11 protein-coding genes are annotated in these 14,031 nt (G+C 56.5%); 3 read left to right on the forward strand and 8 right to left on the reverse strand.

The genetic code is table 11. The features are described 5' to 3' along the window. The first annotated feature begins 72 nt into the window (after positions 1–72). Together QTL96_RS28640 and QTL96_RS28645 are read left to right on the forward strand one after the other, a co-directional pair. Positions 73–693 (forward strand): TetR/AcrR family transcriptional regulator, encoded by a 621-nt coding sequence (locus QTL96_RS28640; RefSeq protein ID WP_289730110.1) that lies wholly within the window; start codon positions 73–75, stop codon positions 691–693. A gap of 417 nt (positions 694–1,110) precedes the next feature. Continuing rightward, positions 1,111–2,151 (forward strand): fatty acid desaturase, encoded by a 1,041-nt coding sequence (locus tag QTL96_RS28645; protein ID WP_289730175.1) that lies wholly within the window; start codon positions 1,111–1,113, stop codon positions 2,149–2,151. 96 nt (positions 2,152–2,247) lie between these two features. Here QTL96_RS28645 and QTL96_RS28650 read toward each other — a convergent pair whose 3' ends face one another. The 6 genes from QTL96_RS28650 to QTL96_RS28675 form a co-directional block, all read right to left on the reverse strand. Continuing rightward, on the reverse strand, positions 2,248–4,152 hold the full coding sequence (locus QTL96_RS28650; RefSeq protein ID WP_289730176.1) for an AI-2E family transporter: 1,905 nt from the start codon (positions 4,150–4,152) through the stop codon (positions 2,248–2,250). Positions 4,153–4,765: 613 nt separating this feature from the next. Beyond that, positions 4,766–5,110, reverse strand: coding sequence for a hypothetical protein (locus tag QTL96_RS28655; protein ID WP_289730111.1), 345 nt, complete (start codon positions 5,108–5,110; stop codon positions 4,766–4,768). 54 nt (positions 5,111–5,164) lie between these two features. Further along, positions 5,165–5,356 carry a CsbD family protein gene (locus QTL96_RS28660; RefSeq protein WP_113196984.1) on the reverse strand — a complete coding sequence of 64 codons (192 nt, stop codon included), beginning with the start codon at positions 5,354–5,356 and terminating at the stop codon, positions 5,165–5,167. A 440-nt stretch (positions 5,357–5,796) separates the two neighbouring features. Further along, positions 5,797–6,357 carry a GNAT family N-acetyltransferase gene (locus QTL96_RS28665; protein WP_113196985.1) on the reverse strand — a complete coding sequence of 187 codons (561 nt, stop codon included), beginning with the start codon at positions 6,355–6,357 and terminating at the stop codon, positions 5,797–5,799. Positions 6,358–6,378: 21 nt separating this feature from the next. Further along, positions 6,379–8,736 carry an Orn/Lys/Arg decarboxylase N-terminal domain-containing protein gene (locus QTL96_RS28670; RefSeq protein ID WP_289730112.1) on the reverse strand — a complete coding sequence of 786 codons (2,358 nt, stop codon included), beginning with the start codon at positions 8,734–8,736 and terminating at the stop codon, positions 6,379–6,381. Positions 8,737–9,206: 470 nt separating this feature from the next. Further along, positions 9,207–10,427, reverse strand: a complete 1,221-nt coding sequence (locus QTL96_RS28675) for an MFS transporter (protein ID WP_289730113.1) — start codon at positions 10,425–10,427, stop codon at positions 9,207–9,209. A gap of 383 nt (positions 10,428–10,810) precedes the next feature. On the opposite strand from QTL96_RS28675, the gene QTL96_RS28680 reads away from it, so the two are divergent. Beyond that, positions 10,811–11,080: a hypothetical protein gene (locus QTL96_RS28680; RefSeq protein ID WP_289730114.1), complete on the forward strand. Its 270-nt coding sequence runs from the start codon at positions 10,811–10,813 to the stop codon at positions 11,078–11,080. Between the two features lie 109 nt (positions 11,081–11,189). Here QTL96_RS28680 and QTL96_RS28685 read toward each other — a convergent pair whose 3' ends face one another. Both QTL96_RS28685 and QTL96_RS28690 read right to left on the reverse strand, forming a co-directional pair. Next, entirely contained in the window at positions 11,190–11,885 is a 696-nt protein-coding gene (locus QTL96_RS28685; RefSeq protein ID WP_289730115.1) for an ROK family protein, read from the reverse strand. Between the two features lie 231 nt (positions 11,886–12,116). Further along, positions 12,117–13,907 carry a glycoside hydrolase family 15 protein gene (locus QTL96_RS28690; RefSeq protein ID WP_289730116.1) on the reverse strand — a complete coding sequence of 597 codons (1,791 nt, stop codon included), beginning with the start codon at positions 13,905–13,907 and terminating at the stop codon, positions 12,117–12,119. Positions 13,908–14,031 lie beyond the last annotated feature (124 nt).

Raw genomic sequence — 14,031 nt, forward strand, 5'->3', positions numbered from 1 at the left:
ACCATAACGAAACGATGCGTTTCATTCAAGCCTGCGTTGTGCTACGAAAGCCAGGGATAACGGAGGAGTTTCATGACATCGACAGTGATAGCCGAGCGACGCACCTCGATCGGCGCGCAGCGCAATCCAGCGAGCCAGGACGCGATCCTGAAGGCTGCCGCCGACATTCTGCGCGAGACGGGATTGAGCGGTTTTTCGATTGAGGCCGTCGCCAGGCGCGCACACGCCGGAAAACCGACGATCTATCGCTGGTGGTCATCGCGCGCCGCACTTCTGCTCGACGTCTACCATGATCAGAAGCACGTGGAGCCTGTTCCTGATACCGGCACCATCGAAAGCGACCTGTTCGCCTTCGTCACCGCGCTATTCGACTACTGGCGCGACAGCGAGGCCGGCTCGATCTTCCGCTTCGTCATCGCCGAAGCCCAGAGCGACGCCACGACCTCAGCAGCACTCAGAGCCTACATGGCCGAACGCATCGACCAGACCGCCGAACTCGTGCGCCGCGCGAGGCGCCGAGGCGAGATCTCCGCCGACGTCGATCCGGAACTCACCATCGAACTCCTGGCCGGCTTCGCCTGGAGTCGCTTGCTCACCGGCCGGCTCGATATGGAACCTCAACGGCTCCACCAACTCATCCGCCAGATGGTTTGGGGATTGAAGAGCCGTGGTAATTGCGGTGGGGATCGGTGAGGCGCGGCCATGGGCGGCGTGTTATTTGCTCGAGCAAGTTTCCATATCCGCGGACACTCGCTGCGATGCGAGGGAGATGTGCCAAAAATTTGCGTCGCGCCATTCTTCGGGCTCGAGCATTTTTGAGCTTCTGCGGTTTCGATAATGGATGGGCCCCAGATCCCAGGTTCCTTTCCCTTACCGTTTCCGAACGCCGAAATCGGTAGGAAGATCCAGCTACTGTTGTCTTTGACAGCGGCGGAGCGAACACAGGAAACGGACCGACGCGCAAGCCCGATAGAGAAAATGGATGGTTTCGCTTCCCACGCCGTAGTAGATGAGGCGGCGCGTAAGGCTGGTCGAGCCTAATGGCAAAACATTTAGTTCGTGGTCTGGGCCCGGAAGTCCCGCACTGCGCACAAAAACCGCTTGGATCAAATGAACTCTCAAAATTACGAAACAACTTCACCAAGCCGGGATACGACCGGCGCTTGGATCAAGATTCTGGCGCAGTACCGGCAGCCTCGATTTGGTCGCAGCGTATTTGAGCTTGTGGTAACGGCTGTCCCGTTCGCTGCGTTCTGGGCCGGAGCATGCATCTTTATCATGCAAGGCTGGTGGCTGGGTAGCGTGCTTGTTCTGCCTGCGGCAGCCTTTCTTCTGCGGCTCTTTATGATCCAGCACGACTGCGGGCACGGCTCGTTCTTCGCGCGGCGAAGATTGGACACATGGACGGGGCGTGTAATTGGCGTTCTTACCCTTACGCCCTACGACTACTGGCGGCGAGCTCATGCCGAGCACCATGCCTCTGCTGGCAATCTTGACGAACGCGGGGTGGGTGACATCGCCACACTCACTGTCAACGAGTATCACGCCCTCTCTCCGGCGAAGAGATTTGGATACCGCCTCTACAGGCATCCTGTTGTGATGTTCGGTATCGGCCCGATCTGGGTATTCCTTTTGAAACAACGGCTGCCGATCGGTATGATGAGAGCCGAATTCTTGCCTTGGGTGTCGACAATGGCAACCAATCTGGCGATCGCGCTCGTCGCTGCATTGACGATATGGCTTGTTGGGCTCGTACCGTTCCTCTTGGTGCATCTTCCTGTTGTCTTGTTGGCGGGAGCTGCCGGCGTTTGGCTGTTTTACGTACAACACCAGTTTGAGGAAACGCATTGGTCAAAGGCCGACGACTGGCAATTTCCTAAAGCCGCCCTCCATGGCGCTTCGCACTATGACCTCCCGCTGGTGCTTCGATGGCTAACGGGCAACATCGGCGTTCACCACATTCATCATCTCGCCAGCCGTATCCCGTACTACCGTCTTCCGGAAGTACTACGCGCTCATCCAGAGCTAGCGGGCATTGGCCGCATTACGTTATGGGAAAGCTTTGCGTGCGTCCGACTGGCGCTGTGGGATGAACGGCGGGGCCGGCTTGTTTCTTTCCGGGAAGCCCGGAAACTGCTGGCGTATCGATAGAAGCTTGATGCAAGCTGCAGGCGATTGTATTTGCCTCACGACGCTACTTTCAGGCGACGCGAAAGGGGCGCGCATTGGGAGCCGACACGTCAACGTTCACGCTTGTGCCGCGCGCCGAACCCTGGGTCGTGCCAACTTCTTGACCACCACCTCTGGCCGGGCTGGACCTGTATCTGTCAGGGCACCTCTGATGGCGTCGCTCATTGTCGTGCAGACGAAATCCGCGTTTACGTCGTCTGCTTCAATTTGAGGGTATGCCTGCCCATTTGCGGTCGGCATCATGACACCGACGCGTAGACCCGGCTTTTGACGCTTCAAGCGTCGAACAATCTGACGGGCATGAGACATTGAGTTACCATTCAGAAATGTGATGATCGCGGTATCGGCGACGCCGACGGGGGGCATGGTAGGGCCCTCGTCGGTCGAGGTCTGCGGCACATCAATGAGTTCTGCACCCTGGATCGACAGTAATTGCGCCAACATTGCCGCTCCTGCCGCGTCGATCGCCCCACGACCGCCGATCGAAAGGACGATACGTCCTTCGCCATCTGGAAGCGCCTGACCAACAGTGGCGCCATCCGCACTCGCCGCAGACTCGTCTTCTTCCTCGTTCTCCTCTTCGACCGCGATCTCGGCAAGGTTATCAATGAGTGTCCGCGTGGTCGATGCGAACAGGGCTATCTGTTCCCGCGTCATCACACCGCGCTGGCGATCGGTTTCGGCCAGGATTAACGCCGGGAGCGCGACCTTCTCATAATAATCCACGAGGTATTCTTCCTCCAGAAGCTGTTCGGCGTTGTCGGTGGCTTCATTGGGATCACCGGCGAGGAGACGCTGATAAAGCTTTTCCTGTGGCTCGAGGACAGGCTCGTTTCCAAGTAGCACGTCGAGGAAGTTGAACTGTGGGACATAGCGACCAAGCACGACGAGACAGACTGTCAGAGGGGTCGATAGCATCAGGCCGACGGGCCCCCAGAGCCACGACCAGAAAATTGCCGAAACGATGATCGCAAGCGGCGAAAGTCCCGTGTGGCTGCCATAAAGCCAGGGCTCCACAACATTGTTGCTGACCAGTTCTGTCACGATAAACAGTCCCGCGACCCAAGCAACAAGCGACCAACCCGGCGCGATGGCGAGTGCCAGAAATAGCGGCAGGATCATTCCGATCACGGGTCCGATATAGGGAACGAACCGCAGCACCAGTGTAAGAAGTCCCCAGAGGATCGCGTTTGGAATGCCTAGGACCCATAGGCCGATCGTAATCGGGATGGCGTAGAGAGAGTTCACCACCAACTGCATCAACAAGTATTTGCCGACACGTTTACCAGCGTCTTGTAGGGCAGAGGTCGTCTTGTGGAGATCGCCCAGCCCGACGAGACGAATGAAGCGGTCACGCAGGGCTTCGCGTTCGAGCAACATGAAGATGACCAGCACGATGACGAGGCCTGCTGAGGCGAATGGACTGACGAGCGGTAGGATGAAGCTTCCAAGTGTCTCTATCGGGTTTGACTGCGTCACGATCTCGACGGGAATAGGTTCGGGTCTTTGTGCAGCAGCAGTCGTCGCGTCCTGGCTTTCGTTCGCCCGGATTTTGAGTTCGTTACCAATTCGCTCGACAGCTTTACTTAGATGATCCAGTACGCCGCTTCCGGAGCCGGCCTGGGTCAAAGCGTCGACCTTCGCAACGATGTTTCGCTGATAGGTTGGAATGTTGTCGGCTAGGTTGGCGACCTGGGTAGCGACGACGAAGCTGAAAAGCGCGATAGTCACAAAGGCGGATGCCACCGCCAGCAAAACGGACGCGATCTTCGGGACGTGACGTTTTCTCAGGAAATTGACGATCGGCGCCAGCGTGAAGGTGAGCAGCAAAGCCAGGGCTAGCGGCACGAAGACTTCCTGGCCGATGTGCAATAATGCACCCACGCCAATTAAGATCAGAACCGTTCGGCCGGAGATCGTCGAATTGGTCAGGCTGCCGTGGGTTGAAGTAATGCCCGACATGCTGGTTGCGTTCGATCTCTGCACAGCCAATTGCTGCTCCCATATCTCGTGAAGTACCGCCGATGGTCCGTTAGTCACCGTGAGATAAAGCGTCGATGTTCTTAATCGAGCCGGCACATGAAAAAATACTCAAGAGCCGTGCCGAGTTCTATTCGATCGAAGGGATGAGAAACCGCTTACCAACGAGTACCGCCAAGAGGGTTCACCCCAGCCGACGGCCACCCCATGCAATCCGACTTGGATTTTCGGAAGCAGCAACACTCATCGACAGCAAAGGCGGCAGCAATCATCTCACGGATCGCTGCCACTTAAACGGACTCGTCGATTACCAAGTCGCTTCTTTGCTTGGTAGGACTGAAGGCTGTTTGGCTCGCTTTGAATGCGAGTGACGACTATCGCCGCCGCCTTCCAAAAGATAATCTGGACTTCGTGGCTAAGCTTGATCATCCGCGCCAAGTGTCGAAGACGAGCAACGTCAGCATCACAATGAAGAGGGCCAGCCCTATCACAGACCAGATAGATATCCCCCGTTTCTTTCCGGAGTCGGGAGTTCGCCGACCCTGGTAAGGCGTCTGGTCTGGCCTGCGATCGAACTTCGGGGGTTCTGCCACGTCTATTGCGCCGTGAAGAAGGTGAGGAGGACCTTGCCTTTTTCACCGAGGAGGCAAACGAAGCGGTCGGGTTTACCTGTCTGCTGTTTGCGACTGATGTACGCTTCGCCAAGGACGACGGTCTTCACTGGTACATCGCCGACCTTGGTATCCGCCTTGCTGACCGCAAGACTTTCAATGTCGAGAACGAGGTCCGTTATCTCCGGCGAACGCTCCTGAAGGGCGAGCAACCCGGTCGATTTACATGCGTCGACGGCCGGATCAGCAGGCGCCTGGCCCTGTGCCTGCGCGCTCCACGAAAACACTGCAAATCCCACGCTCCAAACAACCAGTTTTCTGATTTTCATTAGCTTTCCCAAAAGAAGTGCCCGCGCTAGCGCGGGCTGAAACATCGGTGGACATCAAGCCTTGTCGACGACCTTCTTCACAGCATCCTTAGCATCGCCCTTGGCTACCTGGGCCTTGCCCTTGGCTTCCTGAATGCTGCCCTTGACCTGCTCTTCGTGATTGCCGACCGCCTTGCCCGCGGCCTGGCGGGCCTTACCTGCGACTTCGTTTGCCGTGCCTTTGATTTTGTCTGCCGTGCTTCCCATGGTTGGATCTCCTCGGTTCGGGTTCCTCAGAAAAGCGCGGGTCGATATTTCGTTCCACGGGTTGACGACACCGCTGTAAAAATAGCTGTTCGATCGGTGGCGATCTGTGTGCTGCATCGCGGCGGTCAGCTTCGGGAGTAGACAACTCTCCAAGGTTAGCGGACGATAAGTTCAACAGCTTGCCTCGCCGCGTTGACGAGGCATTGTTCAATGTGCGTGATTGAGCTTGAAACTTCTCCGACGCATTGTCGCTTGCAACAGGCCGCGATGCGGGTGATCTGCCGACAAAAGATCAACTGCTAGCTAGGCTCGCAAGCCTGCCAGGTGGTGTCGTGCGACTTCTTCAGATCATGTGGTGGTAACCCGATCGTCCTAAGATCAGCCTAAACTCCAGCAGGCCTGAAGTCCGGCAACATTAAAAAGGTCCCGGTCACAAGCCTTCAGCGAGTGGATAAGGGCGGCGGGGGAGGCGGTGTGGTCGAACCGGTCCCTAGCGAACGCTGCACCATGACACTGTCGGCCCAGTGGCCGTAGCGGTATGCGACGGCCGGCAATAGGCCGACGCGCACGAAATTGAACCGCTCGTGTAGGGCAAGCGACGCCGTGTTATCGGCGTCGATGTAACCGATGATCTGTCGGAATCCTGCCGCAGCACAGGCGTCGATCAGCCCGCGGAGGAGCTGACTTCCGACCCCCTTGCCGATATGATCGTGATGCACATAGATCGAATGTTTGACGGTGTAGCGGTAGGCTGGGCGTTTGCGAAACAGCACGACATATGCATAGCCGACCACGGTCCCGTTGATGGTCGCAACAATATGCGGAAAGCGCCGGCTCTTCAGATTCTTGCGCCGCTCGCGCAGGTCGTCCGGCTCCGGCGTATCGCTGTCGTCGACACCCTCCTCGACCCCTCGACGAATATGCCGACGATAAATCGCCAGCATAGGTTCCACATCCGCGTCCCGTGAAGGGCGAATGGTTAATCCGCTGTCCTGTTCCATTGTCGATCCTGGCGTGCGCAATTATTCCGCGACCACATAGGTGTAGAGCCGAACTCGGCCCGATGCATCTGTCTCGCGATAGACACCTTGGATCTCGACATCAAACCCCGGGAAGGTGTTAAAGCAGGTTTCGAACATCTTGAGATAGTCGATCATCGGCTTTGCCGCGTCCGTCAGGCGTTCGCCTGGCACGATCGTCGCGATCCCAGGCGGATAGACCACGAACGGGGTGGTCGCAATGCGCCCCGCGATCTCATCGATCGGCAGGTAGTCGACGTCATTGCGCACCAGGCTGCGTGCTGCGTCGTGCGGTGACATGGCCATTGGCGGTAGGTGGGCGGCGGAAAACTGCTTCGTCTGCAGGGCGCTGACATTGGCATCGCGGAAGAAGCGGTGCAGATCACCGCAAAGATCGCGCAGACGCACGCCGGCATAGCGGCCTGGACGCCGGCGATAGAATTCCGGTATCACCTCTTCCAACAACGCATTTTCGTCATGCAGCTTCTTGAAGGCGACAAGCCCGCTGATCAGGGTCCCTGCCTTGCTGGCCTCGACGCCGGGTGTCAGCAGGAAGAGCAGGGAGTTGAGGTCATTCTTCTCAGCAACGATGCGGTTCTCACGAAGATATTGCGCCACGATCGGGGCAGGAATGCCATGTTCGGAATAGAGACCTGTCTTGCGGTCGAAGCCGGGCGTCAGCACCGTCAACTTATTGGGGTCCGTCATGGCAAACCCCTGCTCCATGCCGCTGAAACCATGCCAGGGCGCACCGGGGGTCAAGAGCCAAAATGCCGGGTTTGTCGCCAGTTGATCGGTGGCAATGCTCTCCCATGGTACATCGTGCGAGGCGCCGGGGCTTGCAACATCCGGGATCGAAACCCGATCAGGAACGAATGGTTCAAAAAACCATCGACGATCTGCACGTGGCTCCTTTTCCTCGAATTCACGCCGCACGGCGCGCATTTTCTTTCTAAGCTCGATCCCGAGGCGGATCGTATCGTCCCACAGCACTTCGCCGGACCGGCCCTTCATCATCTGCGCGCCGACATCAAGAGAGGCGAACAGGGGGTAGAAGGGCGAGGTGGAGGCGTGCTGCATGAAGCTTTCGTTGAAACGCCGATGCTCCACGCGCCGCTTCTGCCCTTCAATATGGCGATCCTTCATGTGGATCTGCGACGCTTGAGAAAAGCTAGCAAGCTGCTTGTGGGTAGACTGGGTGGCGATGATGCCGGGCGAGTCCGGGCCGAGATCGGCAAGCCCCATGGCGAAACGACCGGCATAAAGCGGGTGGAACTTCATGAACCCGGCCCAGGCTTCGTCGAACAGAATGTAGTCGCAAAGGTGACCGATGGATTTAAGGATCATCTCTGCATTATGGATGGTGCCGTCATAGGTGCATTGCTCGACGACGGCGACGCGGAATGGGCGCGGTTTTTGCCAGGCATCAATATCCTTGACGAGGGGATTGGCTCGAATGCGCTCTCGCAGTGCCGTCTCGTCCAGTGACGCATAGTCAATTGGGCCAATGAGACCGTGCGCATTGCGTTTGGTCGGCAGATAGATGGGAATGCCACCCGATATCATGAGCGCGCCATGGTGAGCGGCTTTATGGTTGTTTCGGTCAAACAGGACGAGGTCGCCATCCGTGACAAGGGCGGAAAGTGCAACCTTGTTTGAAGTGGATGTTCCGTTGAGTACGAAATAGGTCTTCTCTGCACCGAAGATTTTCGCTGCTTCCTTCTGCGCCGCCAGCGCTGGTCCCTCGTGGGTCAGGAGGTCACCGAGGTCGAGCACGGAATTGTCGAGGTCGTCGCGGAATACAGCTTCGCCGAGGTGCTCCATGAACACGCGGCCGATCGGGCTACGACTGTAGAACACGCCGCCATTATGGCCGGGACAGGTCCAAAGGTGGTTGCCTTCTTCGGCATAGTCGACAAGCGCACCGAAAAAAGGTGTCTTCAGCGTTTCGGCGTATTGCTTAAGACGGCTGATGAGGTTTTTCGCGATGAAAGCAGGTGTTTCCTCAGACAAGAAAACATAGCCATCTATGAAGTCGAGCACCTCGACGGGCACATCTTCGAAACGCTTGCCGCGGATTAGCAGGATGATAGGGAAATCCAGTCCGCGACGGCGCATCAGGTTTATTAGGTGAGAGGTCTTGCCTTCAAGACCCTTCTTGCCCCAGTCGACCATCATGCAGCCAATGGCGGCGTCGGTCTGGACGACGATCTCGGCGTCATCCAGATTGCGGGCACGAACCACTTCAAAGCCGGAACGCTCGATCTCCTGGATAATCTGTTTGTAACGAACGCCTTCCAGGTCATCGCTGTCGAAAGAGGGCGTTGCGAACAGGAAGTTAAAGCGTCTGAAATAATCCATGCCACAGCATCCAAGATTAATCGGACGCAACATGTCGCCTTATTTTATGACGGTGCTGTGACAATGGCGGGAAGTTCACCAGTAAGAGCAAGAAAGAAATGTTTGATCAGCACCTCAACCGCCCCTCACTCCTGCGGCGACCGTCGGAGTCTTTGGAACCTGCAATTTACTAAGTCGCGTCCAATAATCGCGCGCAAAAAAGACGCGTGCGCCCACCGCCTCCGCTTTTGTCGGATAAAATTCGAGCCCTCGTTCTCTGGCGCTCGCAACAAGCGTCAACTGCAGAAAAACGTTAACAGGTGGCAGACGGTGACTTGCACGTCTTCGGCTCGGTAGCTCTGAATATGAAGCTACCGTAGGCGGCTGCAGAGGCATTTCCGATCGCTGTCCAGTCGACACGGCCAGACTGGAGCGTGAATGATTGTTCGCAGGCAGCGATGTCGCAGCCGTTTCACGGTTTTGGGTTTCTTTTACAAGGAAGCTTTGGGGGCAAGGCGTGGCAGAAAGATTGCCAAGAAGCCTGCAATCGGAATGAAAGAGCAGATCTGATAAACCCCTTCGATTCCGATCTTGTCTGTCAGGCTGCCCAGAAATGCCGCGGCGATACCACCGATTGCGAAGTTTAGGCCGTAGAACATGCCGCCAATCAGACCAATACGCTTGGGCACAAGATCCATCGCGTAAATCATGATGGAGGCAAACGCGCTTGCCATGACAAGATTGATGCCAATCGTGAGTACGCCCGTCCAGAAAAGATCGGCGTAGGGCAGCAACATCGTCAAGGGCAGCGGCCCCAGGATCGAAATCCAGATAATCCGATATCTGCCGATCCGGTCCCCCACGATGCCGCCAAGTAGGACGCCTGCAGCCGAAGAGATGAAGAATACGAACAGCATCAACTGGGATGTCGACACAGATACGTCGAAGCGGTCGATAAGGTAGAAGGTGTAGAAGGACCGGAAGCTTTCAAGATAGGTCAGCTTCGATCCCATTAACAGCGTCAGAACAATGAGGCCGATGGTGACGGTCCTGCGAGTGTGTTCCTTTCGCCCGCCCTTGGCATTTGAACTGCGGGCCGCGGCCTCGAATTGGGACTGGATTGACCAATATTGACGAGCGCTCCATCCAAGAAGAAGCATGGCGAGCAAGACCGTTGATGAGAAGAAGACTAGACTGTGCCTGCCATTCGAGACAATGAAGATGGCCGCGCAGAGCGGACCAAGGGCGCCACCTATCTGTCCACCAACCTGAAAGATGCCTTGCGCCAGGCCTTGTCTCCCACCAGAGGCGTAACGTGCAGCGCGCGTAGCTTCCGGATGGAAGATCGATGAGCCGATTCCCACGAGCGTTACTGATGCCAAGATTAGGACGTATGATGATGCATAGGCGAGGCTGATTAGGCCCGCGAGCGTGAAGGCCATTCCGAATACGGCCGAGTAGGGCAGAGGATGGCGGTCAGTGTAGAGGCCGATTGCTGGCTGCAGCAACGCGCCTGCAATCTGGAACACCAGCGTTATGATGCCGATCTGCATGAAGTCGAGCGAGAAATCGGACTTCAATATAGGGTAGACGGCGGGAATGAGCGACTGGATGGTGTCGTTGCAGAGGTGAGACAGGCCCAACGACAACAGGACCAGCAGATGCACACGTGGCTGTGAAACGACGGACGGCGCCGTCTCCGAAACGCTCATTCTTTCCTCCAATGGGCAAGAAGCCCCACTCCCTCCCGATTTGTTTAATGAAGCGAAATGGGCCCGTCGAGCCCCTCCATCGAGACTGTCGCAATATTGGCCGGGCGCCCCCTATCTTTGCACCGACCTTTCTGTGTCGTTGTTTAGGCCGACTTGAGGATATGCGTCGTCTGCTTGCGGGTTCGCCGCGCTGATTTTCTGACGCCTTTCTCGGTAGTTGAGCCTGCACTTCGGTTTGTCAGGACGACAAGAAGGACCGGGATCATGTTCCCCAACCGAGAAACACAGATCGCCCGATCCCTTCCCATCGACCGTTTGGTTCCTACTTCCCGAAGTTCCTAGCTTGAGATGCCGCCAACGCGAGTAAATCCAGGAGGCTTGAAATGGCAGATAGGATGTCTGAGCGTGCGAAGGTTGACTTGGACGCCATCATACAACAGCTCTACAGCATCGCACCTGAGGTGGATAAGCTCGCTGCAATTTGCGGGAGAGCGTTGCAACAAAACGTGGATGCGGACGGCGACTATATCTCGCAACGATCTGTGAAGGCCCTTTCTGACATCCAGAAAGCAATCTCATTCTTGTACGTTTCGGGGCATGCGGCCATGACAGAGAGAGACCGTTTCTTCGGCGGACGGAAAATCGAGCCATGACATGCGATCTGGCCGAAAGAAATCAAATTTCAATTACGCTGGCCATTGTGTAATGTCGGGGCAGAAGTTTGCCCCTTTTTCCCATATTGCGGAATACCGGCAACCGACATCATAGGATAATGGTCGCGTCACTCCATAGCCGTTTCGCGCCGACAAACGCCAGTCGATTGTCACCACGTCGGCACCCATCTGGCAGCTCGTCCAACTCATCGACCTGACCTCCACCGATTACGATGTAGTCCGGTAGAAGAGCCGCCTGCAAACGGGCAACGACGTCAAAAACAGAAGCTTTCCATTTCTTCGCGCCCCTGCGTTCGAGGCCGCGCCTTCCCACGTAATCCTCAAAGGTGCCGTGTTTCTTGTATGGCAAGTGAGCAAGCTCAAGTGGCTGCCCAACATTTTCGATAACCATCGCTGAACCCAAGCCTGTTCCTAGACCTAGGAAAAGCAGCCTACCGCCTTCGTAGCTGCCAATCGCTTGCATCAGTGCATCGTTGACCAATTTAACCGGCTTTCCGAACGCCCCAGCGAAATCGAAATCTTTCCAACCGGAACCAAGGTTGACAGGCTCTAGTGACGGTCGATTGTTCTTGACCGGGCCGGGATAGCCAATCGACAGAACATCGAAGGAAATCCCCTCAGAGAGTTGTTTGATAGCGTCGACTGCGTGTTTCGCAGACAATGAAGCTCCCGACTTCACTTTGCGCTCGTCGTAGCCATCCTTCATTATCTTGATATGGTTTCCGCCGATATCGACGGCAAGAACCTGTTGGTCCGCGACTTGGTCAACCTTGGTATGTGTCATCAAGCTTCCTGCGTTGTGCGACTGGTTGGATAGATCTCGTTGGGTTCCCCGAATTATCAAGGGCTACTGCGAGACAAGGAGCCGCCGCAGTCTGTCTTTGTGCATTTTGGCGACGAGATATCCGTTCGTGATACGCGCTTAGACAAAGGTGCCATCGACACGTCCCTTTCTCATGAGCTTCGAGAAGGCGTGGGCGATTTGCGGCAGCGTCCGTCTTGGGTTTTAGCTGGTCTAAGTCTCCGATCGCTCGTCTGCCGGGCCTTTCCGACGGGCAAGATTGAGGGCACTGTTGATGAGGCCGACATGGCTGAATGCCTGGGGAAAGTTGCCAAGCATTGCTTCTTGATGTGGATCGTATTCCTCAGATAGCAGGCCCACATCATTGCAAAGTCGTAGAAGCCTTTCAAAGAGCGTTTTGGCATCCTCCTGACGCCCGATCAGGTTAAGAGCATCTACCAGCCAGAAACTGCACGCCAGGAACGCCCCTTCGCCTGGTGGCAATCCATCCTCAACCTCGGTTGTCTCATAGCGCAGAACCAGTCCATCACGCATAAGCCGGTTCTCTATTGCTGCAACGGTCCCAAGGTATCGTGGATCATCTTCGGGCAAGAAACCGACCAGCCCTATGTGCAGCACACTGGCGTCGAGGGTCTTTGAACCATAGGCTTGGACGAAGCTCCCTATAGTCTCGTCGTATGCCTTTTCGCAGACCTCGCGGTGGATTTCATCGGCGGTAACACGCAGCTCCTTTGCAGCTTGCAGATCGCCAGCCTCGGTCGCCATCCAGCAGGCACGATCAAAAGCAACCCAGGCCATGACCTTCGAGTATGTGAAGTGCTGTCGGTCGCCCCGGACTTCCCAGATTCCCTCGTCGGGATCGCGCCAGACCTTTGAAAGGAAGGGGATCAACGCGGAATTAAGCGACTTGCCACGGGGATGCGGGGGAAGACCACCCCTTATGGCTTGTGTCATGGCATCCGCGACCTCGCCATACACATCGAGCTGAAACTGCTCGGCCGCAGCATTCCCGATCCTGACTGGAGTGGAATCCCGGTATCCATCGAGCCAGGTTGCTTCCCACTCCATCAGGTTTCGTTCACCCGCCACACCGTACATGATCTGCATCTGGTGAGGCGATCCGGCAACCGCGCGCAGCAGCCAGTTACGCCACGCGGCGGCTTCGTCGTAATAGCCAAGCTTCATAAATGCCATCAACGTCAAGGTCGCGTCGCGAAGCCAGCAATACCGATAATCCCAATTACGCGTCCCGCCGAGCTGCTCTGGAAGCGACGTCGTCGCGGCCGCCACGATCCCACCAGTCGGCATGAAGGTGAGCGCTTTGAGCGTGATGAGCGAACGCTTGACCTGTTCGGTCCACTCGCCAACATCGGGGCATTTGGCGACGAAGTCCTCCCAGAAAGTGGCTGTCTCTCGGGTGGCGTTTTCAATCTTTGCGGCGGTCGGCATCTTCAGGTGGGAGGGGCAATATGTGAGTGTGAACGCAAGCTGGTGGCCAGCTGAGACTTCGAAAGATGCCTTCGTCTTCAAGTCCTCTCCTTCCAGTTCGATAGGAGAGGTGAGGACAAGCATGTCCGGACCGGCGGTGGCAGTCAGTGTGCCGTCTTTGGTCTGTGTCACCCATGGCACTGTCCGCCCATAGTCGAAGCGGATCACAAGCTCAAAGTCGAACGCCACGTGGCCACTTATGCCCTCAACAATTCGAACTAAGTCATTCACGCCATCTCGAAGCGGCATGAAATCACGCACGACCGCGACGCCGGTTTCTGTCTCGAAAGTCGTTTCTAGAATGAGCGTGTCTTTCTGATACCGCCGTTCGGAGCGATATTTTTGGGACGGGGAGATGGACCATCTGCCATTCTCTTCGTTTCCCAGCAGGGCTGCAAAGCAGGCGGGAGAGTCAAATCGGGGGAAGCATAGCCAGTCGATTGATCCTTCGCGGGACACAAGAGCTGCAGTTTCGCAGTCTCCGATCAGGGCATAGTCTTCAATCCTGGTTTTCAATCTAGACTCCGATCTTCTGCTTAACCCGCTTCTAACTAGCGCGTTGAGGAGATCGTCAACTGCCACTGCATCCGCTATGGCATCGATCTGCACCGGACGCCTAGCAGATCCAGGGCATCAATTC

This window comes from Rhizobium sp. S163, assembly GCF_030380805.1.
Taxonomy (GTDB): Bacteria; Pseudomonadota; Alphaproteobacteria; order Rhizobiales; family Rhizobiaceae; genus Rhizobium.